The sequence below is a fragment of the Burkholderia glumae LMG 2196 = ATCC 33617 genome, from assembly GCF_000960995.1.
GTDB classification, from domain to species: Bacteria; Pseudomonadota; Gammaproteobacteria; order Burkholderiales; family Burkholderiaceae; genus Burkholderia; species Burkholderia glumae.
Map to the genome: position 1 here is coordinate 1,594,628 of NZ_CP009435.1, position 21,850 is coordinate 1,616,477.

Below are 21,850 nucleotides of genomic sequence, written 5' to 3' on the forward strand. Positions count from 1 at the left end.
GTGGCATTCGGCGGACTCGATCCTCGCGAACCGGCCGCGCCGATGGCCGAGATCAACATGACGCCGCTGATCGACGTGATGCTGGTGCTGCTGGTGATCTTCATCATCACCGCACCGCTGCTCACGCACGCGATCCGGCTCGACCTGCCGAAGGCCGCCGCGGCGCCCGCGCGCGAGCGGCCCGACACGATCACGCTGTCGATCGACGCCGACGGCCGGCTGTTCTGGGGCGCCGCGCCCATCGGCGAGGCGGCGCTGGCCGGCCGGTTTCGCGCCGCGGTCGCGCGCGGCGGCACGCCCGAGCTGCACGTGCGTGCCGCCGCCGCGGCGCGCTACGACACGATCGCGCGCGTGATGAGCGCCGCGCAGGCGGCCGGGCTGACGCGCATCGGTTTCGTGACCGAGCCGGACCCGGGCGGCGCGCCGCCCGGGCCGGCGAGGGCGGCGCCGCTCGCGCCTGGCCGCTGAGCCGGCCGGGCGCCGCCCGGCTCGCGCGCCGTGCCCGCCCGCATCCGGCCGCGCCTGTGGCCGGCGTTTGCCGTCCGGCGCCGCGATTGCCGCCCGAGCCGCCCGGCCGCCGCATGCCGCGCGCGATGGCCTGACGCGCCTGAGCGGACGGTATAATCGACCCTTTCCCCGCGATCCGGGGAGTGCGACCTTCGATCCACTCCAGCCCGCGCGCGCCGCGCCGGTGCCGACAGCCTAGCCGAACCACACCATGCAAGAACGATACGTACCCGCCGACGTCGAAGCCGCCGCCCAGCGCGACTGGCGCGATGCCGATGCCTACCTGACGAAGGAAGATTCGCAAAAGCCGAAGTTCTATTGCGTATCGATGCTGCCGTATCCGTCCGGCAAGCTGCACATGGGTCACGTGCGCAACTACACGATCAACGACGTGATGTACCGCTATCTGCGGATGAACGGCTACAACACGCTGATGCCGATGGGTTGGGACGCGTTCGGGATGCCGGCCGAGAACGCCGCGATGGCCAACGGCGTGCCGCCCGCGAAGTGGACCTACGACAACATCGCCTACATGAAGAGGCAGATGCAGGCGATGGGTCTCGCGATCGACTGGTCGCGCGAGATCGCCACCTGCAATCCGGACTACTACAAGTGGAACCAGTGGCTGTTCCTGAAGATGCTGGAAAAGGGCATCGCCTACAAGAAGACGGGCACCGTGAACTGGGACCCGGTCGACCAGACCGTACTGGCCAACGAGCAGGTGATCGACGGGCGTGGCTGGCGCTCGGGCGCCGTGGTCGAGAAGCGCGAGATCCCGATGTACTACCTGCGCATCACGCAGTATGCCGACGAGCTGCTCGACGACCTCGAGGGCCTCGGCTGGCCCGAGCGCGTCAAGGTCATGCAGCAGAACTGGATCGGCAAGAGCTTCGGCGTGAACTTCGGCTTCCCCTATGAACTCGACGGCGAGCAGAAGCTGCTGCGCGTGTTCACGACGCGCGCCGACACCATCATGGGCGTGACGTTCTGCGTGGTCGCGGCCGAGCATCCGCTCGCCACGCGGCTCGCCGAAGGCCGGCCCGAACTGCTCGCGTTCATCGACGAATGCAAGCAGGGCGGCGTGGCCGAGGCCGACATGGCGACCATGGAGAAGAAGGGCATGGCCACGGGCTTCTCGGTCAAGCACCCGCTGACGGGCGAGCCCGTGCCGGTGTGGATCGGCAACTACGTGCTGATGAGCTATGGCGAAGGCGCCGTGATGGGCGTGCCGGCCCACGACGAGCGCGATTTCGCGTTCGCCGCCAAGTACGGCCTGCCGATCAAGCAGGTGATCGCGGCCGAGGGCGAGACCTATTCCACCGACGCGTGGCAGGAGTGGTACGGCGACAAGACGAAGGGCGTCTGCGTCAACAGCGGCAAGTACGACGGCCTCGGCCACGAGGCCGCGGTCGACGCGGTCGCGGCCGACCTGGCCGCGGGCGGCTTCGGCGACAAGCAGGTCACCTGGCGCCTGCGCGACTGGGGCGTGTCGCGCCAGCGCTACTGGGGCACGCCGATCCCGATCATCCATTGCCCGTCGTGCGGCGACGTGCCGGTGCCCGAGGCGGATCTGCCGGTGGTGCTGCCCGAGGATCTCGTGCCGGACGGCTCGGGCAATCCGCTGGCCAAGTCCGAGGCGTTCGTGAACTGCACCTGTCCGAAGTGCGGCGCCGCTGCGAAGCGCGAAACCGACACGATGGACACCTTCGTCGATTCGTCGTGGTATTTCTCGCGCTACACCGCGCCCGACGCCGCCACCATGGTGGATGCGCGCACCGACCACTGGATGCCGATGGACCAGTACATCGGCGGCATCGAGCACGCGATCCTGCACCTGCTCTATTCGCGTTTCTGGACCAAGGTGATGCGCGACCTCGGCCTCGTGAAGTTCGGCGAGCCGGCCAAGAACCTGCTCACCCAGGGCATGGTGCTCAACGAGACGTTCTACCGCGAGGACGCGACCGGCAAGAAGACCTGGTTCAACCCGGCCGACGTGACCGTCACGCACGACGACAAGGGCCGCCCGGTCGGCGCCGTGCACAATGCCGACGGCCAGCCGGTGGTGCTGGGCGGTATCGAGAAGATGTCGAAGTCGAAGAACAACGGCGTCGATCCGCAGGTGTTGATCGACCAGCACGGCGCCGACACGGCGCGCCTGTTCACGATGTTCGCCGCGCCGCCCGAGCAGCAGCTCGAATGGTCCGGCGCCGGCGTCGAGGGCGCGAGCCGCTTCCTGCGCCGGGTCTGGGCGTTCGGCGCGGCGCACCGCGAGGCGCTCGCCGTGCGCGCCGGGTTCGACGCCGCCCAGCTCGACGAGGGTGCCAGGGCGCTGCGCCGCGAGATCCACGGCGTGCTGCGCCAGGCCGATTTCGACTACCAGCGGCTGCAGTACAACACCGTCGTGTCGGCCGCGATGAAGATGCTCAACGCGATCGAGGCGGCCAAGGCCGCGCCGGCCGGCGTGCTGCGCGAGACCTACGGGATCCTGCTGCGCGTGCTGTATCCGGTGGTGCCGCACATCACCTTCGCGCTCTGGCAGGCGCTCGGCTACGCCGATGAATTCGGCACGCTGCTCGACGCGCCCTGGCCGAAGGTCGACGAGGCCGCGCTCGAACAGGCCGAGATCGAACTCGTGCTGCAGATCAACGGCAAGGTGCGCGGCGCGATCAAGGTGGCGAAGGACGCGGGCCGCGACGTGATCGAGGCCGCGGCGCTCGCCGACGAGAGTTTCGCGAAGTTCGGCGAGGGCAAGCCGGCGAAGAAGGTGATCGTCGTGCCGGGCCGTCTCGTCAATGTCGTGGTCTGACGCGCAGTAGAACCAGCAAGGAGCCAAGGTGATCCGCAGATCGTTCGTAATGGTGATGGGCAGCGCGCTGCTGCTGTCCGCATGCGGTTTTCAGTTGCGCGGCACGCAGAACTACGCGTTCAAGCATCTGCTGATCGTGGGCGCGCCGCCGTTCGTCGAGGCGCGCCTGAAGCGCCTGGTCGAGGGCGGCAGCGACACCCGGATCGTCACGACGCTCGACCAGGCCGACGCGGTGCTGCGGGTGGGCGAGTCGCGCGGCACGAGCACGCTGACGCTCGACCAGTTCGGCACGGTCGAGGAGTACCAGCTCAACTACTCGCTCAACTACACGCTGACGAGCAGGGACGGCGCGCTGCTGATCGCGCCGAGCGTGATTTCGCTGAACCGCGCGATGACCTACAACGCGCAGTTCGTCCAGGCGAAGGCGCAGGAGTCCGACATCCTCTACGCCGACATGCAGAACGACGCGGTCGATCAGCTCACGCGCCGGCTGTCGATCGTGCGCACGCTGACGCCGGGGCCGAGCGACGTGGCGCCGGGCGTCGCGCCGCGCGCGCCGCTGCCGCCGCCGCCGCTGTGAGCGCGCGGTTCCGGGCGTGGTTTCCTTTCGACTGCTGAGCATGCCAACCGATGCAATTGCGACTTGACGCGCTGGAGGCGCACCTCGCGAAGACGCTCGCGGGCCTCTACACCGTGTACGGCGACGAGCCGCTGCTGGTGCAGGAGGCCTGCGACCGGATTCGCGCCGCCGCGCGCGCGGGCGGCTTCACCGAGCGTTCGGTGTTTACCGTCGAGCGCAGCTTCGACTGGAGTTCGCTGCTCGGCGCGAGCCAGGCCATGTCGCTGTTCGGCGAGCGCCAGCTGATCGAGCTGCGGATTCCGTCGGGCAAGCCCGGCAAGGAAGGTGCCGATGCGCTGAAGACGCTCGCCGGCGCAGGCAACCCCGACGTGCTGATGCTCGTGACGCTGCCGCGGCTCGATGCGGCCACGCAGAAATCGGCCTGGTTCACGGCGCTCGGCAACGGCGGGGTGGCGCTGAAGATCGATCCCGTCGATCGCGCCCAGCTGCCGAACTGGATCGGCCAGCGGCTCGCCGCGCAGGGCCAGCGCGTGGCCGCCGGCGAGGACGGCCGGCGCGCGCTGCAGTTCATCGCCGAGCGCGTGGAGGGCAACCTGCTGGCCGCCCATCAGGAGATCCAGAAGCTCGGGCTGCTCTATCCGTCCGGCACGCTCGCGCTCGATCAGGTGCAGGACGCCGTGCTGAACGTGGCGCGCTACGACGTGTTCAAGCTCAACGAGGCGATGCTGGCGGGCGACGCGGGCCGGCTCGCGCGCATGATCGACGGCCTGAAGGGCGAGGGCGAGGCGCTCGTGCTGGTGCTGTGGGCCGTGGTCGAGGAACTGCGCACGCTGCTGCGGATCAAGCGCGGCGTCGCGGCCGGCAAGCCGCTCGCGGTGCTGGTCCGCGAGAATCGCGTCTGGGGGCCGCGCGAGCGGCTGATCGGGCCGGCGCTGTCGCGCGTCTCGGAAGCGGTGCTCGAGGCGGCGCTCGCGCTGGCCGCCAGGCTCGACCGCCAGGTGAAGGGGCTGTCCGGCATGGCGCCGGGGCTGCCGCGCGTCGACGAGCCGCCGCCGGACCCGTGGGACGGGCTGTTCCAGCTCGCCATGACGGTGGCCGGTGCGCAGGGCTCGCCGGCGGCCGGCTCCGGCACGCGCGGCGCCGCCGGCGCACGTGCCGCGGCTTTCGCCGCGCCGCGGCGCCCGGCCTGAGCGGCCACGGCACGGCGCGCTTACAATCGATCACTCGCCGGCGTCCCGACCGGGCGCGGGCGGCAATGACCAACGGCATCTGGCTGCGCCACGCGGCCGCCATTCCGGATTCGGGTTTCACGATGGATATCGATCAGTACATGACGGACGTCGGCCGCCGCGCGCGGCAGGCCTCGCGCGCCATTGCACGGGCCGACACGGCCGCGAAGAACGCCGCGCTCGCCGCGATCGCGACCGCGATCGAGCGCGAGGCCGGTGCGCTCAAGGCCGCCAACGCGCGCGACGTCGAGCGCGCGCGCGCGAAGGGCCAGGACGCCGCGTTCGTCGACCGCCTGACGCTGTCGGACAAGGCGCTGAAGACGATGCTGGACGGCCTGCGGCAGGTCGCGGCGCTGGCCGATCCGATCGGCGAGATCTCGAACCTGAAGTTTCGCCCGAGCGGCATCCAGGTGGGCCAGATGCGCGTGCCGCTCGGCGTGATCGGCATCATCTACGAATCGCGGCCGAACGTGACGATCGACGCGGCGGCGCTGTGCCTGAAGTCCGGCAACGCGACGATCCTGCGCGGCGGCTCCGAGGCGCTCGAATCGAACACCGCGCTGGCGCGGCTGATCGGCGAGGGGCTCGCGGCGGCGGGGCTGCCGGCCGACGCCGTGCAGGTGGTCGAGACCGCCGATCGCGCGGCCGTCGGCCGGCTGATCACCATGACCGAATACGTCGACGTGATCGTGCCGCGCGGCGGCAAGAGCCTGATCGCGAGGCTGATCGAGGAGGCGCGCGTGCCGATGATCAAGCATCTCGACGGGATCTGCCACGTGTACGTGGACGATCGCGCCGATCTGGCGAAGGCGCTGAGCGTCTGCGACAACGCCAAGACCCATCGCTACGGCACCTGCAACACCATGGAGACGCTGCTCGTCGCGCGCGGCATCGCGCCCGCGGTGCTGCCGCAGCTGGGGCGCCTCTATCGCGACAAGTCGGTCGAGCTGCGCGTGGACGCGGCCGCGAAGGCCGTGCTGGCGGCGGCCGGGGTCGGCCCGCTGGTGGACGCGACCGAGGAGGACTGGCGCACCGAGTATCTGGCGCCGGTGCTCGCGATCAAGCTGGTGGACGGGCTCGATGCCGCGATCGAGCACATCAACGCGTATGGCTCGGCGCACACCGATGCGATCGTCACCGAGGACCACGACCGCGCCATGCGCTTTCTGCGCGAGGTCGATTCGGCCAGCGTGATGGTGAACGCCTCGACGCGTTTCGCGGATGGCTTCGAATACGGCCTCGGCGCCGAGATCGGCATCTCGAACGACAAGCTGCATGCGCGCGGGCCGGTCGGGCTCGAGGGGCTGACCTCGCTGAAGTACGTCGTGCTCGGGCACGGCGAAGGGCGGCAATGAACACGCGGCGGCCGGTGCCGGCCGCCGCGGCCACGGGCCGGCGCGACCCGGCCACCGAAGGACGGGCTATTCGATGACGTATCTCTGGGTCAAGACCTTCCACATCGTGCTGATCGCCGCCTGGTTCGCGGGGCTGTTCTATCTGCCGCGCATCTACGTGAACCTCGCGATGGAGAGCGATCCCGGCGCGGTGCGCCGGCTGCTCGCGATGGCGCGCAAGCTGTTCCGCTTCATGAGTTTCATCGCCGTGCCGGCGCTCGCCTGCGGGCTCTGGCTCTGGCTCGTCGCCGGCGTCGGGCGCGGGCAGGGGTGGATTCACGCGAAGCTGACGATCGTCCTGCTGCTGATCGTCTATCACGTCTATTGCGGGCATCTGCTGCGCGTGTTCGAGCGCGGCGAGAACCGCCGCTCCGATCGCTGGTATCGCTTCTTCAACGAACTGCCGGTGCTCGGCATGCTCGGCGCCGTCGCGCTGGCCGTGATCAAGCCGTTCTGAGCGGGGCTTCGCGCCGCCGCGCGCGCTCGGCGATAGCGGCCGCGCCATCGTCGCTGGGCGGCATCATCGCCGCCGCCCGGCGGCGTCCTCAGGCGGCGCGGGCCGCTCAGGCCTGCGTTTCGGTTTCCTTCCCGTCGCGCGCGCCCCGGCGCTCGGCCGGCTTGCCGTCGGGCTCGATGCGGCGCCGCGTGATGGCCGCCTTCGCGCGGCCGAGCCGGTCCACGAGCGCCGGCCCGCGCTGCAGCGCGACGCCCACCGCGAGGATGTCGCCGATCGCCAGATGCGACATGCGCGAGGTCATCGGCGAGAACACGTCGGTTTCCTCGGCAATGTTCGAGGCGAGATTGACGCTGGCCAGCTGCGCCAGCGGCGAGTGGCTGTGCGTGATCGACACCACTTTCGCGCCGCAGGCGAGCGCCGATTTCGCGGCCTCGACGATGTCGCGCGTGCGCCCCGTGTTCGAAATCGCCACCACCACGTCCTGCGCGCCTAGCAGCGCGGCCGACATGCTGAAGGTGTGCGGGTCGGAATAGGCCACGCTCGGCATGCCGAGCCGGAAGAACTTGTGCTGGACGTCCTGCGCGGCGATGCCGGAGCCGCCCGCGCCGTAGAACTCGATGCGCGAGGCGCGCGCGAGCAGCGCGATGGCCTCCGCCACGCTGCCGGCCGACAGGCTGTTGCGCACCTCGATCAGCGCGCCGATGGTGCGGTCGAACACCTTGCCGATGATGCCGGGCGCGGGCTCGTCGGGTTCCACGTCGCGATAGACCGACGGCACGCCCGGCGCCACGCTCTGCGCGAGCCGGATCTTGAACTCGCGAAAGCCGCTGCAGCCGAGCGCATGGCAGAACCGCGCGATGGTGGGCTGGCTCACGCCCGCGCGCGCGGCGAGCTCGGTCATCGACAGGTCGAGGATCTCGCGCGGCGCGGCCAGCATGTAGTCGGCGAGCTTGCGCTCGGAAGGGCGTAGCTGCGCGCGCAGCGCTTCGATTCGGGGCAGCATCGGCGGCTCGTTTTCGCAAATGACGGATTGTAGGCGTGTGGCGGTATTGTAGAAAAACTACAGGAAATTTCTAGCTGAAGTGTCGACGTCGTGGCACGACATCAGGGTTTTCACTAATCAAAAGGGCCGATATAGCAGGCGTCAGGCGAATATTCGAGAGATCGATGCTGCAACGCAAGATTGCGACTATGTAGTTTTTCTACTAGACTTTGGCGCGTTTGGTCGGCAAGCCGGCCAGCCCCACGATTCCAGCCGCCGGCACCGCCCGGCATCAGAGGAGCCGCCCAGCATGGCCTCGCCGCATCCCACTCTCGTGAACGTGACCGAGCGCGTGATCGCGCGCAGCCGTCCGACCCGCACCGCCTATCTCGACCGCATCGCCGCCGCGCAGGGACGCTTTCCGGCGCGCGGCGCGCTGTCGTGCGCGAACCTCGCGCACGGCTTCGCCGGCCTCGAAGGCAACGACAAGTTCGTGATCAAGGCGATCCGCGAGCCGAATATCGGCATCGTCTCGTCGTACAACGAGATGCTGTCGGCGCACGCGCCCTACGTCTCGTATCCCGACATCATCAAGGCAGCCGCGCGCGAGAACGGCGGCGTGGCGCAATTCGCGGGCGGCGTGCCGGCGATGTGCGACGGCGTCACGCAGGGCAACCCGGGCATGGAGCTGTCGCTGTTCTCGCGCGAGACGATCGCGATGAGCACGGCGATCGCGCTGACCCACAACATGTTCGACGCGGCGCTCTGCCTCGGCATCTGCGACAAGATCGTGCCGGGCCTGCTGATCGGCGCGCTGCAGTTCGGCCACCTGCCGACCATCTTCGTGCCGGCCGGCCCGATGACGAGCGGCCTGTCGAACGACGACAAGGCGAAGATCCGCCAGCAGTTCGCGACCGGCCAGGTGGGCCGCGACGCGCTGCTCGAGGCCGAATCGGCCGCCTATCACGGCCAGGGCACCTGCACGTTCTACGGCACCGCCAACAGCAACCAGATGCTGATGGAGGTGATGGGCCTGCATCTGCCGGGCTCGGCGTTCGTGCACCCGCACACGCCGTTGCGCGACGCGCTGACGGCCGCCGCGGCGCGCCGCGTGCTCGATCTGACCGTCGAGCGCGGCAGCTACACGCCGATCGGGCACGTGGTGGACGAGAAGGCCGTGATCAACGGCATCGTCGCGCTGCTCGCCACGGGCGGCTCGACCAACCACACCATGCACCTGGTCGCGATCGCGCGTGCCGCCGGCATCCTGATCGACTGGGACGACTTCGACGCGCTGTCGGCGATCGTGCCGCTGCTCGCGAAGATCTACCCGAACGGCAAGGCCGACGTGAACCACTTCCACGCGGCGGGCGGCGTGGCGTTCCTGGTGCGCAACCTGCTGGAAGGCGGTCTGCTGCACGAGGACGTGACGACGGTGGCGGGCCGCGGCCTGTCGCACTATACGCACGAGCCGAAGCTCATCGACGGCAGGCTCGAATGGGTGCCGGGCGTGGCCGAGAGCCAGGATCCGAAGGTGCTGCGGCCGCTCGCCGAGCCGTTCGCGCCGGACGGCGGCCTGCGCCTGATGCAGGGGCGTCTCGGCCGCGGCGTGATCAAGATCTCGGCGGTCGCGCCCGAGCACCGCAAGGTGGTCGCGCCGGCCATCGTGTTCGATTCCCAGGAGGCCGTGCAGGCCGCCTTCGACGCGGGCGAGCTCAAGCGCGACTTCGTCGCCGTGGTGCGGTTCCAGGGCGCGCGCGCCAACGGCATGCCGGAGCTGCACCGTTTGACGCCGCTGCTCGGCGTGCTGCAGGATCAGGGTTTCCATGTCGCGCTGGTTACCGACGGCCGCATGTCGGGCGCCTCGGGCAAGGTTCCGGCGGTGATCCACGTCTCGCCGGAGGCGCTGCTCGACGGGCCGCTCGCCAAGGTGCGCAGCGGCGACACCATCGTGATCGACGCGCAGGCCGGCGTGCTCGACGTCGAGATCGACGCGGGCGAATGGGCCGCGCGCGAGCTGGCGCGCCCCACGCATCAGGCCGACAACGAGGTCGGCTTCGGCCGCGAGCTGTTCGGCGTGTTCCGCGCCGCGGCGATGCCGGCCGAGGCGGGCGCCTCGGTGTTCGGTGCGCTGGTCGGCGAGACCGCGCAGGCCGGCGCGAGCGTCACGCACTGAGCCGCATGGCATGGAACCGAATCGGGCCGGTCGCGCCACGGCGAATCCGCCGCGGCCCGGCCCACGCATCGAATCATAGGAGAAGCAGCAGATGAAGACGATCCACGACATCGTGAAACTCGGCCCGGTGATTCCGGTGCTCGCGTTCGAGACGGTCGAGCAGGGCGAGCACGTGTCGCGCGCGCTGCACGCGGGCGGCGTGAAGGTGCTGGAGATCACGCTGCGCACCGAGGCCGGACTGAAGGCGATCGAACGCGCGAGCCAGCTCGCCGACGACATCGTGGTCGGTGTCGGCACCATCACGAAGCCCGAGCACTGCGCGCTCGCCAAGCAGGCCGGCGCGCAGTTCGGCGTGTCGCCGGGCCTCACCAGGGACATGCACCGGGCCGCGAGCGACGCGGGCCTGCCGCTGCTGCCCGGCGTGATGACGCCGACCGACATCATCACCGCGCTCGAGCTCGGCTATGAGGTGGTGAAGTTCTTCCCGGCGCAGCAGGCGGGCGGCATCCCGATGCTGCAGGCGTTCCACGGCCCGTTCCCGACGCTGAAGTTCTGCCCGACCGGCGGCATCAGTGCGCAGACGGCGCCCGATTTCCTCAAGCAGCCGAACGTGGTCTGCGTGGGCGGCTCGTGGCTGACGCCCAAGGCCGCGCTCGCGGCCCAGGACTGGGCCGAGGTCACGCGGCTCGCCCAGGCGGCGAGCCAGCTGGCCCGCTGATCCGCCCCGCCGGGCGGCCCGCTCGGCCGAATCGGCTCGAATCGTCGCCGGGCCGGCCGGCGGGAGCGATGGTTGCGTGCGCATCCGCCGGCGCGTGTCCGACGCCGGCAGCCGCGCGGCGCCGCATGCGTCCCGCCTCGCGCCTGCCCGCCATGCGCCGCGATCGCCGCGATCGCCGTCGTCGCGGTGCGAATCCGCCCGCCGCTCTTGCGTGACGCCGCCACGTCGCCACGTCGCCACGTCGCCACGCCGCCACGCCGCCACGCCGCCATGCCCCCGCATTGCCGCGCTCACGCGGCTCGCGGCGAAGCTTTCCGACCTCCCTTATAGTGATTGGCGCGCGTGCGCGCCGGCTGACCGGCCGGGCAGGATTCGACCCGACCCGCCGCCGGTTGCGGCCGCGGAGCAGGCATGGAACCGGTTCTATCGTGCATCACGAAACGAAAGTAGAATTCAGCGTCCCGCCGTGCGGGGCGTCAGAGAACACCGGGCGCCGCAGTCTGGCCGGCCCGGTTTCAACAATCGAAGGAGGAGTCCATGGGGGCAGTACAAGGCAGCATGCTGCTGGTGTGCGCGCTGATCGCGATCGTGTTGCTGATCGTGCTGATCGCGCGCTACAAGATTTATCCGTTCCTCGTGCTGATCATCGTCTCGCTCGGCCTCGGCCTCGTGGTCGGGATGCCGATGGACAAGATCGTCAAGTCGTTCGAGACCGGCAACGGCAACACGCTCGGCCACATCGCGATCGTGGTGGGCCTCGGCACGATGCTCGGCAAGATGATGGCCGAGTCGGGCGGCGCCGAACGGATCGCCACCACCATGATCGGCTGGTTCGGCGAGAAAAACATTCACTGGGCGATGCTGTGCGTCGCGATGATCATCGGCCTGCCGGTGTTCTTCGAGGTCGGCTTCGTGCTGCTGATTCCGATCGCGTTCAACGTCGCCAAGCGCACCGGCAAGTCGCTGCTGCTGGTGGGCCTGCCGATGGTGGCGGGCCTGTCCGTGGTGCACGGCCTGATTCCGCCGCACCCGGCCGCGCTGCTCGCGGTGCAGGCGTTCGGTGCCGACATCGGCAAGACGATTGCCTATGGCCTGGTCGTCGGCATCCCGACCGCGATCATCGCCGGGCCGTTGTTCGCGCTGGTGATCCACAAGTACGTGAAGCTGCCGGAGCATAACCCGCTCGCCTCGCAGTTCGTCGATTCGGGCGACCGGGCGCGGCGCGACCGCGAGCTGCCGGGCTTCGGCATCACGCTGTTTACGGTCCTGCTGCCGGTGGTGCTGATGCTGGTCGGCAGCTGGGCCGACCTGCTGTTCGCGCCGAAGACGCTGCCGAACAACCTGCTGCGCTTCGCCGGCACCTCCGACGTCGCGCTGCTGATCGCGGTGCTGGTCAGCTTCTGGACCTTCGGCGCGAAGCAGGGCTTCAACCGCGAGCAGATCCAGAAATTCTGCGGCGAGTGCCTCGCGCCGATCGCCGGCATCACGCTGATCGTCGGCGCCGGCGGCGGCTTCGGCGGCGTGCTGCGCGACAGCGGCATCTCGCAGCAGATCGTCGCCACGGCCACGCAGGCCCACCTGTCGCCGCTGCTGCTCGGCTGGTTCGCCGCCGCGCTGATCCGGCTCGCGACCGGCTCGGCGACGGTGGCCATGACGACCGCCTGCGGCATCGTCGCGCCGATCGCGGCGGCCGCCGGCGGCACGGTGAAGCCCGAACTGCTGGTGCTCGCCACCGGCTCCGGCTCGCTGATCTTTTCGCACGTGAACGACGGCGGATTCTGGCTGATCAAGGAATACTTCGGGATGACGGTCGGCCAGACCTTCAAGACCTGGACGGCGCTCGAGACGCTGATCTCGCTGCTCGGGCTCGGCTTCACGATGGTGCTCGCCACCGTTCTGTAACAAGCAAGGGGTAGTCAATGATTTTGATCGCAATGGGCGTCTCGGGCGCCGGCAAGACGCGGATCGGCGAACTGCTGGCGGAGCGGCTCGGCTGCACGTTCACCGATGGCGACGCGTTCCACAGCGCCGCCAACAAGGAAAAGATGCATCACGGGATTGCGCTCACCGACGACGACCGCTGGCCATGGCTGAAGGCGATCCGCGCGGCGATCGAGGCCAAGCAGCGCGCGGGCGAGACGGCGGTGTTCACCTGCTCGTCGCTGAAGCGCTCGTATCGCGACGTGCTGCGCGGCGGCGACGCCGACGTGCGCTTCGTCTACCTCGCAGGCACGATGGAAGTGCTGAGCGAGCGGCTCAAGACGCGCACCGGCCATTTCTTCGATCCGTCGCTGCTGCAAAGCCAGCTCGACACGCTCGAGGTGCCGGGCGCCGACGAGGCCGTGCAGGTCAGCATCGAGCAGACGCCCGAGCAGATGGTGGACGAGGTGCTGAAGAAACTCGGCCTCGCCCCGCAGGCCTGACGGCCCGGTTGCGATCCGGCGGGCCGGCGCCACCGGCGCACGGCCCGCGCGACCAGACAAAACAAGGCGCCCGGCGGCGAATGCCCCGGGCGCCTTGGTTTTTGCGTGCCGCCGCGAGGCGGCACGCCGTGATGCCTCGCGCGTTACGCGATCCGCTTCGCGAGCTCGACCGCCTTGCCGATGTACGAGGCCGGCGTCATCGCCAGCAGCAGGTCCTTCGCGTCCTGCGGGATCGCCAGGCCGCCCACGAACTGCTGCAGCGCCTCGCGCGTGATGCCCTTGCCGCGCGTCAGTTCCTTCAGCTGCTCGTAGGGGTTCTCGATGCCGTAGCGGCGCATCACGGTCTGCACCGGCTCGGCCAGCACTTCCCAGCAGTTGTCGAGGTCCTCGTTCAGGCGCGCGGGGTTCACCTCGAGCTTGTCGAGACCGCGCGTGAGCGATTCGTAGGCGAGCAGCGAGTAGCCGAACGCCACGCCGATGTTGCGCAGCACCGTGGAGTCGGTCAGGTCGCGCTGCCAGCGCGACACCGGCAGCTTCTCGGAGAGATGGCGCAGCGTGGCGTTGGCCAGGCCGAGGTTGCCTTCCGAGTTCTCGAAATCGATCGGGTTGACCTTGTGCGGCATGGTCGACGAGCCGATCTCGCCGGCCTTGGTCTTCTGCTTGAAGTAGCCGAGCGCGATGTAGCCCCAGACGTCGCGGTCGAGGTCGAGCAGGATCGTGTTGGCGCGCGCCACCGCGTCGAACAGCTCGGCCATGTAGTCGTGCGGCTCGATCTGGATGGTGTACGGGTTGAAGGCGAGCTTCAGGCGGTTCTCGACCACGTCCTTGGAGAACGCCTCCCAGTCGAATTCCGGATACGCCGACAGGTGCGCGTTGAAGTTGCCGACCGCGCCGTTCATCTTGCCCAGCAGCTCGACCTTCTCGATGCGCTCGATCGCGCGCGCGAGGCGCGCCGCGACGTTGGCGATTTCCTTGCCGAGCGTGGTCGGGCTGGCCGGCTGGCCGTGCGTGCGCGACAGCATCGGCTGGTCGGCCAGCGCGTGCGCGAGCGCGACGAGCCGCTGCTGCACGCTGCGCAGCGCCGGCACGATCACCTTGTCGCGCGCACCGGCCAGCATCATGCCGTGCGAGGTGTTGTTGATGTCTTCCGAGGTGCAGGCGAAGTGGATGAATTCGCTCGCGGCCTCGAGTTCCGGCTGGCCCTTCACCGATTCCTTGAGCCAGTATTCGACCGCCTTCACGTCGTGGTTGGTGACGCGCTCGATGTCCTTGATGCGTGCCGCGTCGTGCGCGGTGAAGCGCTCGACCAGCTGCAGCAGGAACTGCTCGGAGGCCGCCGAGAAGCGCGGCACTTCGGCGAAGCCGGCGCGCGACAGCGCGATCAGCCAATGAGCCTCGACCGTCACGCGGTGGCGCATGAACGCGGCCTCGGAGAGCCACTCGCGCAGCGCTTCGGTCTTGCTCGCGTAGCGGCCGTCGAGCGGCGAGAGCGCGGTGAGGGCGAAAAGGGTGTCGGGGCGGGTGTCGGACATGATGGGGCGGCCGGTTCGGGCGTGGAGAGGGTCAACCCGCAATTTTACCATCGGCGGCGGCCGGCTCCGGCACGCGGTGCGGGCAGGGCGCCGGGGGGCGGCCCGCGCGGGCGCCTTCGCCTGCGCCGCCGCCGCCCGGCTACAATGCGGGCTCCGCAATCGCCGCGCAGCAAGGGTCCGCATGGAACTGAAATGGCTCGAAGACTTCGTCTCGCTCGCGGAGACGCGCAGCTTCAGCCGTTCGGCCGAATCGCGGCACGTCTCGCAGCCGGCGTTCTCGCGGCGCATCCAGGCGCTCGAGGCGTGGCTCGGCACCGAGCTGATCGACCGCTCCGTGTACCCGACGCGGCTCACGCAGGCCGGCCAGGTGTTCCTCGAACAGGCGCTGACCATCCTCTCGCAGGCGCACGAGGCGCGCACGGTGCTGCGCGGCCATGCGGCGGCGCCGGTGCCGACCATCGAATTCGCGGTGCCGCACACGCTTTCGCTGACCTATTTCCCGTTCTGGCTGCAGCGCATCGAGGCCAAGCTGGGGCCGGTGCATACGCGGCTGCGCGCGCTGAACGTCCACGACGCGGTGCTCTCGCTCGTCGAGGGCGGCTGCGACCTGGTGATGGGCTACCACCACCCGAGCCATCCGGTGGCGCTCGATCCGTCGCGCTACGACATGCTGACGCTCGGCATGGAGCCGATCAGCCCGTTCTCGGCGCCGCTGCGCGCCGGCCGGCCGCGCTACACGCTGCCCGGCGGCGCCGATGCGGCGGTGCCCTACCTGTCCTACACGCCGAACGCCTACCTGGGCCGGATGACCGAGGTGATCATCGCCAACGCGCGCGAGCCGCTGCATCTGGACCGGGTCTATGAGACCGACATGGCCGAGGGGCTCAAGGCGATGGCGCTGGCCGGCCACGGCGTCGCGTTCCTGCCGCACAGCGCGGTCGAGGACGCGGTGGCGCGCGGCGAGCTGATCCGCCTCGACCGGCCCGCGCGCGCGGGCGGCGCGCAGCCGTTCACGCTGACCATGGAGATCCGGCTCTATCGCGACAAGCTCGCCGTGCAGGGCGACGAGGCGCGCCAGGCGCTGATGCGCGCGCTGTGGGACGCCGTCGTCGAGGAGCTCGCGCAGCGTGCGCGCTGAAATGCCGCTCGCAGAAGGCATGGCGATTGCTGGCGTTCATGGAGGGAACCCGCCGGTTGGCCGGCAATAGCGCGATCATGCGCGAAACGCATAATCGAATAAACAAACGGCATTGGATTTCGAAAATCCGTTTTTCGACAATGTGCGTCATTCGCTGACCGTTGGAGAATCCATGTCTTCGCAATCGCAGTCCTCGCCCGTCATCGCGCAGTCCATTCCGTCATATCTGAACGCGGAAGCGTTGGGCCCGTGGGGCAACTACCTGCAGCAGGTCGACCGCGTCGCGCCGTATCTCGGCTCGCTGTCGCGCTGGCTCGAAACGCTGAAGCGCCCGAAGCGCATCCTGGTGGTCGACGTGCCGATCGAGCTCGATAACGGCACCGTGGCGCACTTCGAGGGCTACCGCGTGCAGCACAACGTCTCGCGCGGCCCGGGCAAGGGCGGCGTGCGCTACCACCAGGACGTCACGCTGTCCGAGGTGATGGCGCTGTCGGCCTGGATGTCGGTCAAGAATGCGGCCGTCAACGTGCCGTACGGCGGCGCGAAGGGCGGCATCCGCGTCGATCCGCGCAAGCTGTCGCGCGGCGAGCTCGAGCGCATGACGCGCCGCTACACGAGCGAGATCGGCATCATCATCGGGCCGAACACCGATATCCCGGCACCGGACGTCAACACCAACGAACAGGTGATGGCGTGGATGATGGACACCTACTCGATGAACCAGGGCCAGACGGCCACCGGCGTGGTGACGGGCAAGCCGATCACGCTCGGCGGCTCGCTCGGCCGCCGCGAGGCGACCGGCCGCGGCGTGTTCGTGGTGGGTTGCGAGGCGGCCCAGAAGATCGGCCTCGAGATCCGCGGCGCGCGCATCGCGGTGCAGGGCTTCGGCAACGTCGGCGGGATCGCGGGCAAGCTGTTCCAGGAGGCCGGCGCGACCGTCATCGCCGTGCAGGACCACACCGGCACGATCTACCAGCCGGCCGGCTTGGACACCGTGAAGCTGCTCGACCATGTGGCGCGCACGGGCGGCGTGGCGGGCTTCGAGGGCGCCGAGTCGATGGCCAACGACGAGTTCTGGACCGTCGAGACCGACATCCTGATCCCGGCCGCGCTCGAGAACCAGATCACCGAGAAGAACGCGGGCAAGATCCGCACGAAGATCGTCGTCGAGGGCGCGAACGGCCCGACCACCACGGCGGCCGACGACATCCTCGCGGCCAATGGCGTGCTGGTGATTCCCGACGTGATCGCCAACGCGGGCGGCGTGACCGTCTCGTACTTCGAGTGGGTGCAGGATTTCTCGAGCTTCTTCTGGACCGAGGACGAGATCAACCAGCGGCTCGAGCGCATCATGCGCGAGGCGTTCGCCGGCGTCTGGTCGGTTGCGCAGGAGCACAATGTCACGGTGCGCACGGCGGCGTTCATCGTGGCCTGCAAGCGGATCCTGATGGCGCGCGAGATGCGCGGCCTCTATCCCTGATCCCCCTGGACCGGCGGCTTGCCGCCGGTCGACGCGGCGGCGCGGCTCACCCCGCCGTGCCGCCACCCCCCCGCGGGCGATACCGATCCGGTATCGCCCGTTTTTACATCTGGCCCTGTTTGAGATGGCACGCCTGGCGCGGCACATCAACTGTGAACAATCAAAACAAAATGCGCCCGACAACAATTTCTTTCATTAGAGTTACTTTGTTAGACTGCCCGACGTTAGCCCAAGGAGATGCCAGATGAAATTCAAACAAGCGCTGCTGCTCACCGCCGCCCTCGCCACGTTTGCCGGCGGCGCCATCGCGCAGGAGGCGGGGACGCTGAAGAAGATCAAGGACACCGGCGTGATCGCGCTCGGCCACCGCGAGTCGTCGATTCCGTTTTCGTACTATGACCAGAACCAGCAGGTGATCGGCTACGCGCGCGACTTCCAGATGCGCATCGTCGATGCCGTGAAGAAGAAGCTGAACCTGCCGAACCTGCAGACCAAGAACATTCCGGTCACCTCGCAGAACCGCATTCCGCTCGTGCAGAACGGCACGGTGGACATCGAGTGCGGCTCGACCACCAACAACCTCGACCGCCAGAAGCAGGCCGCCTTCTCGACCACCTATTTCGTGATCGGCACGCGCCTGATGACCTCGAAGGATTCGGGCATCAAGGATTTCGCCGACCTCAAGGGCAAGACCGTCGTGACCACCGCCGGCACCACCTCCGAACGCCTGCTGCGCGCGATGAACAACGACAAGCAGATGGGCATGAACATCATCAGCGCGAAGGACCACGGCGAGTCGTTCCAGACGCTCGAGACGGGCCGCGCGGTGGCGTTCATGATGGACGACGCGCTGCTGGCCGGCGAGCGCGCCAAGGCGAAGAAGCCCGACAACTGGGTGATCGTCGGGACGCCGCAATCGGAAGAGGCCTACGGCTGCATGATGCGCAAGGACGATCCGGCCTTCAAGAAGGTGGTGGACGACGCGATCACCGAGACCGAGAAATCGGGCGAGGCGGCCAAGCTCTACGCGAAGTGGTTCGAGAACCCAATTCCGCCGAAGGGCCTGAACCTGAACTTCCCGCTGTCTGACTCGATGAAGAAGCTCTACGCGAATCCGAACGACAAGGCGCTCGACTGAGTCGCCCGGTGTCGCGTTCGACGCTCTGATGCAACGGAAGAGGCACCGCGCTTCTTCCGTTTCTTTTTGCTGGAGTCCTGTCCATCATGTCTTACCACTGGAACTGGGGAATCTTCCTGAGCCCCGTTTCGACGGGCGAGCCGACCACCTACCTCGGCTGGCTGCTATCGGGCTTCTGGGTGACCATCAAGGTCTCGCTGGTGGCCTGGGTGATCGCGCTCGTCGTCGGCTCGCTGTTCGGCGTGCTGCGCACCGTCCCCAACCGCTGGCTGTCCGCGCTCGGCACGCTCTACGTGTCGATTTTCCGCAACATCCCGCTGATCGTGCAGTTCTTCGTCTGGTACCTGGTGGTGCCCGAACTGCTGCCGCCCGCGCTGGGCACCTGGATCAAGCAGTTGCCGCCGGGCACGCAGTTCTTCACCGCCTCGGTGGTGTGCCTGGGCCTCTTCACCGGCGCGCGCGTGTGCGAGCAGGTGCGCTCGGGCATCGCCGCGCTGCCCAAGGGCCAGCGCGCGGCCGGGCTCGCGATGGGCTTCACCGAATGGCAGACCTACCGCTTCGTGCTGCTGCCGGTGGCCTATCGGATCATCGTGCCGCCGCTCACCTCCGAGTTTCTGAATATCTTCAAGAATTCGGCGGTGGCCTCGACCATCGGCCTGCTCGACCTGTCGGCCCAGGCGCGCCAGCTGGTCGACTACACCGCGCAGACCTATGAATCGTTCATCGCCGTCACGCTCGCCTACGTGATCATCAACCTCGTCGTGATGGCCCTGATGCGCTGGATCGAATCCAGGACGCGGCTGCCCGGCTATATCGGAGGCAAGTGATGCACGACTTCGACTGGAGTGGGATTCCCGGCGCGCTGCCCGCGCTGTGGACGGGGGCGATCGTCACGCTCGAGATCACCGCGCTCGCGATCGTGGTCGGCATCGTATGGGGCACGCTGCTCGCGCTGATGCGGCTGTCGGGCGTCGCCGCGCTGCAATGGTTCGCGCGGCTCTACGTGACGGTGTTCCGTTCCATCCCGCTGGTGATGGTGCTGCTATGGTTCTTCCTGATCGTGCCGCAACTGCTGCAGGGCGTGCTCGGGCTGTCGCCGACCATCGACATCCGGCTCGCCTCGGCGATGATCGCGTTCTCGTTGTTCGAGGCTGCGTATTATTCGGAGATCATTCGCGCGGGGATTCAGGCGGTGCCGCGCGGGCAGGTCAACGCGGCGTTCGCGCTCGGCATGGGCTACGGCCAGGCGATGCGCCTCGTGATCCTGCCGCAGGCGTTTCGCGCGATGGTGCCGCTGCTGCTCACGCAGGCGATCGTGCTGTTCCAGGACACCTCGCTCGTCTATGTGATCAGCCTCGCGGACTTCTTCCGCACGGCCACCAACATCGGCGATCGCGACGGCACCAGCGTCGAGATGATCCTGTTCGCGGGCGCCTGCTATTTCGTCGTGTGCGTGCTGGCTTCCGCACTCGTCAAGGGTCTTCAGAAAAAGGTTACAAGATGATTTCCATCAAGAACGTCTCGAAGTGGTATGGGCAGTTCCAGGTGCTGACCGACTGCACGACGGAGGTGAAGAAGGGCGAGGTGGTGGTGGTGTGCGGGCCGTCCGGTTCGGGCAAGTCCACGCTGATCAAGACCGTGAACGGCCTCGAGCCGTTCCAGAAGGGCGAGATCCTCGTCAACGGCGAGTCGGTGGGCGACCGGCGCACCAACCTGTCGAAGCTGCGCTCGAAGGTCGGCATGGTGTTCCAGCACTTCGAGCTGTTCCCGCATCTGTCGATCACGCAAAACCTGACGCTCGCGCAGATCAAGGTGCTCGGCCGCAGCAAGGACGAGGCCAACGACAAGGGCCTCAAGCTGCTCGACCGGGTCGGCCTCAAGGCGCACGCGCACAAGTTCCCGGGCCAGCTCTCGGGCGGCCAGCAGCAGCGCGTGGCAATCGCGCGCGCGCTGTCGATGGACCCGATCGCGATGCTGTTCGACGAGCCGACCTCGGCGCTCGATCCCGAGATGATCAACGAGGTGCTCGACGTGATGGTCGAGCTCGCGCAGGAAGGCATGACGATGATGTGCGTGACCCACGAAATGGGCTTCGCGAAGAAGGTCGCCCATCGCGTGATCTTCATGGACAAGGGCGCGATCGTCGAGGACGACCGCAAGGACGAGTTCTTCGCCAATCCGAAGTCCGATCGCGCGAAGGACTTCCTTGCGAAGATCCTGCACTGAGGGCGGCCGCGGTCGCGGCCCCCGCACGAAAAAACGCCCGGCATCGCGCCGGGCGCTTTTCATGGGCGGCCGACCGCGAGCGTGCGAGCGGCGCTGCTCAGAAGTCGACCGGATCGTCGCCGTGCGCGACGGCCGCCGCGGCCGCCTCGAGCGTGGCGTCGGTGCCGGCCGCGTTCGCCACCGACGCGCGCCCGCAGCCGGCCGAGGCCGACGGATCGAGCGCCGGGTTGCGCAGTTTCTCGAGCACCACCTCGGGCACCGCCACGCGCGTCTTCGCGGCGACGTCGCCGCATTGGAACATCAGCAGCTCGCCCGGCTCGAACGCGGTCCAGACCTCGTCGTCGGTCAGCGGCTGCGTGGCGATCACGGCGACGCGGTCCTCGGGCGTGGTGTACTTGGCGAAGTCGATCGAGAGATCCTCGTCGATCAGGTGTGCGGTCGAGAACGGCCAGCGCCGCACCAGGTAGTGCAGCCGCGTCGAGCAGTGCGCGAACAGCGCCTGGCCGTTCGACAGCAGGAAGTTGAACACGCCGTGCGCGGTGATCTGTTCGGTCAGTTCGGCGAGCCGCTCGAACAGCTCGGGCAGCGGCGGCTGCGCGCCCGGGAAGGTGTCGCGCAGGCCCTGCATCAGCAGGCAGAACGCGCGCTCGCTGTCGGTGGTGCCGACCGGCTGGTAGACGCCGTCGTCGAGGCTGGGCGCGAAGCCCGGCAGGTCGCCGTTATGCGCGAAGATCCAGTGCCGTCCCCACAGCTCGCGCATGAACGGGTGGCTGTTCTCGAGCAGGATCGCGCCTTGGGTGGCCTTGCGGATGTGCGCGATGGTGTTCTTCGACTTGATCGGGTAGCGCTTGACCATCTCGGCGATCGGCGAGGTGGCCGACGACTGGTGGTCGAGGAACAGCCGGCATGCCTTCTCCTCGAAAAACGCGATGCCCCAGCCGTCCGCGTGATGATCGGTGAGCCCGCCGCGGGCCGCGAAACCCGTGAACGAGAAGGTCACGTCGGTCGGCTCGGCGCAGTTCATTCCGAAGAGTTGGCACATAGGGCGTTACGGCAGACGAGGC

The 21,850-nt window shown here is 68.5% G+C and carries 19 protein-coding genes; 16 read left to right on the forward strand and 3 right to left on the reverse strand.

The window, feature by feature from the left end:
• From KS03_RS19865 to KS03_RS19890, 6 genes are all read left to right on the forward strand, one after another.
• Window positions 1-468 carry an ExbD/TolR family protein gene (locus KS03_RS19865; protein WP_012734631.1) on the forward strand — a complete coding sequence of 156 codons (468 nt, stop codon included), beginning with the start codon at window positions 1-3 and terminating at the stop codon, window positions 466-468.
• 250 nt (window positions 469-718) lie between these two features.
• The gene (gene leuS, locus KS03_RS19870; RefSeq protein WP_045678881.1) at window positions 719-3,313 is read left to right on the forward strand and encodes a leucine--tRNA ligase; all 2,595 of its coding nucleotides are present in this window, start codon (window positions 719-721) and stop codon (window positions 3,311-3,313) included.
• A gap of 28 nt (window positions 3,314-3,341) precedes the next feature.
• A complete protein-coding gene (locus KS03_RS19875) occupies window positions 3,342-3,893 on the forward strand; it encodes an LPS-assembly lipoprotein LptE (RefSeq protein WP_012734633.1) in 552 nt (183 codons plus the stop codon).
• A gap of 50 nt (window positions 3,894-3,943) precedes the next feature.
• A complete protein-coding gene (gene holA, locus KS03_RS19880) occupies window positions 3,944-5,083 on the forward strand; it encodes a DNA polymerase III subunit delta (protein WP_012734634.1) in 1,140 nt (379 codons plus the stop codon).
• A gap of 122 nt (window positions 5,084-5,205) precedes the next feature.
• Entirely contained in the window at window positions 5,206-6,477 is a 1,272-nt protein-coding gene (locus KS03_RS19885) for a glutamate-5-semialdehyde dehydrogenase (protein ID WP_012734635.1), read from the forward strand.
• A gap of 73 nt (window positions 6,478-6,550) precedes the next feature.
• Entirely contained in the window at window positions 6,551-6,973 is a 423-nt protein-coding gene (locus KS03_RS19890) for a CopD family protein (protein ID WP_012734636.1), read from the forward strand.
• Between the two features lie 106 nt (window positions 6,974-7,079).
• On the opposite strand, the gene KS03_RS19895 is transcribed toward KS03_RS19890, so the two are convergent.
• The gene (locus tag KS03_RS19895) at window positions 7,080-7,976 is read right to left on the reverse strand and encodes a MurR/RpiR family transcriptional regulator (RefSeq protein ID WP_012734637.1); all 897 of its coding nucleotides are present in this window, start codon (window positions 7,974-7,976) and stop codon (window positions 7,080-7,082) included.
• A gap of 289 nt (window positions 7,977-8,265) precedes the next feature.
• Here KS03_RS19895 and edd point away from each other — a divergent pair, with 289 nt between their 5' ends.
• From edd to KS03_RS19915, 4 genes are all read left to right on the forward strand, one after another.
• Window positions 8,266-10,131 (forward strand): phosphogluconate dehydratase, encoded by a 1,866-nt coding sequence (gene edd / locus KS03_RS19900; RefSeq protein WP_012734638.1) that lies wholly within the window; start codon window positions 8,266-8,268, stop codon window positions 10,129-10,131.
• A gap of 91 nt (window positions 10,132-10,222) precedes the next feature.
• On the forward strand, window positions 10,223-10,849 hold the full coding sequence (gene eda, locus KS03_RS19905) for a bifunctional 4-hydroxy-2-oxoglutarate aldolase/2-dehydro-3-deoxy-phosphogluconate aldolase (RefSeq protein WP_012734639.1): 627 nt from the start codon (window positions 10,223-10,225) through the stop codon (window positions 10,847-10,849).
• A gap of 537 nt (window positions 10,850-11,386) precedes the next feature.
• The gene (locus KS03_RS19910) at window positions 11,387-12,751 is read left to right on the forward strand and encodes a GntT/GntP/DsdX family permease (protein ID WP_012734640.1); all 1,365 of its coding nucleotides are present in this window, start codon (window positions 11,387-11,389) and stop codon (window positions 12,749-12,751) included.
• Window positions 12,752-12,768: 17 nt separating this feature from the next.
• Window positions 12,769-13,272: a gluconokinase gene (locus KS03_RS19915; protein WP_012734641.1), complete on the forward strand. Its 504-nt coding sequence runs from the start codon at window positions 12,769-12,771 to the stop codon at window positions 13,270-13,272.
• A gap of 143 nt (window positions 13,273-13,415) precedes the next feature.
• Here the strand turns inward: KS03_RS19915 and purB are convergent, their stop codons facing one another.
• Entirely contained in the window at window positions 13,416-14,804 is a 1,389-nt protein-coding gene (purB, locus tag KS03_RS19920; protein ID WP_035977317.1) for an adenylosuccinate lyase, read from the reverse strand.
• Window positions 14,805-14,985: 181 nt separating this feature from the next.
• Here purB and KS03_RS19925 point away from each other — a divergent pair, with 181 nt between their 5' ends.
• The 6 genes from KS03_RS19925 (at window position 14,986) to KS03_RS19950 (ending at window position 20,786) form a co-directional block, all read left to right on the forward strand.
• Window positions 14,986-15,942 (forward strand): LysR family transcriptional regulator, encoded by a 957-nt coding sequence (locus KS03_RS19925; protein ID WP_012734643.1) that lies wholly within the window; start codon window positions 14,986-14,988, stop codon window positions 15,940-15,942.
• Between the two features lie 172 nt (window positions 15,943-16,114).
• Entirely contained in the window at window positions 16,115-17,422 is a 1,308-nt protein-coding gene (locus KS03_RS19930) for a Glu/Leu/Phe/Val family dehydrogenase (RefSeq protein WP_012734644.1), read from the forward strand.
• 244 nt (window positions 17,423-17,666) lie between these two features.
• The gene (locus KS03_RS19935; RefSeq protein WP_012734645.1) at window positions 17,667-18,560 is read left to right on the forward strand and encodes a glutamate/aspartate ABC transporter substrate-binding protein; all 894 of its coding nucleotides are present in this window, start codon (window positions 17,667-17,669) and stop codon (window positions 18,558-18,560) included.
• 86 nt (window positions 18,561-18,646) lie between these two features.
• A complete protein-coding gene (locus KS03_RS19940; RefSeq protein WP_012734646.1) occupies window positions 18,647-19,387 on the forward strand; it encodes an amino acid ABC transporter permease in 741 nt (246 codons plus the stop codon).
• Complete coding sequence (gene gltK, locus KS03_RS19945) at window positions 19,387-20,064, forward strand: glutamate/aspartate ABC transporter permease GltK (RefSeq protein ID WP_012734647.1); 678 nt, start codon at window positions 19,387-19,389, stop codon at window positions 20,062-20,064. The genes KS03_RS19940 and gltK overlap by 1 nt, the downstream gene beginning before the upstream one ends.
• The gene (locus tag KS03_RS19950; protein ID WP_012734648.1) at window positions 20,061-20,786 is read left to right on the forward strand and encodes an amino acid ABC transporter ATP-binding protein; all 726 of its coding nucleotides are present in this window, start codon (window positions 20,061-20,063) and stop codon (window positions 20,784-20,786) included. Before gltK ends, KS03_RS19950 begins: the two co-directional genes overlap by 4 nt.
• A gap of 97 nt (window positions 20,787-20,883) precedes the next feature.
• Here the strand turns inward: KS03_RS19950 and KS03_RS19955 are convergent, their stop codons facing one another.
• Complete coding sequence (locus KS03_RS19955; RefSeq protein WP_012734649.1) at window positions 20,884-21,828, reverse strand: class II glutamine amidotransferase; 945 nt, start codon at window positions 21,826-21,828, stop codon at window positions 20,884-20,886.
• Between the last annotated feature and the right edge of the window lie 22 nt (window positions 21,829-21,850).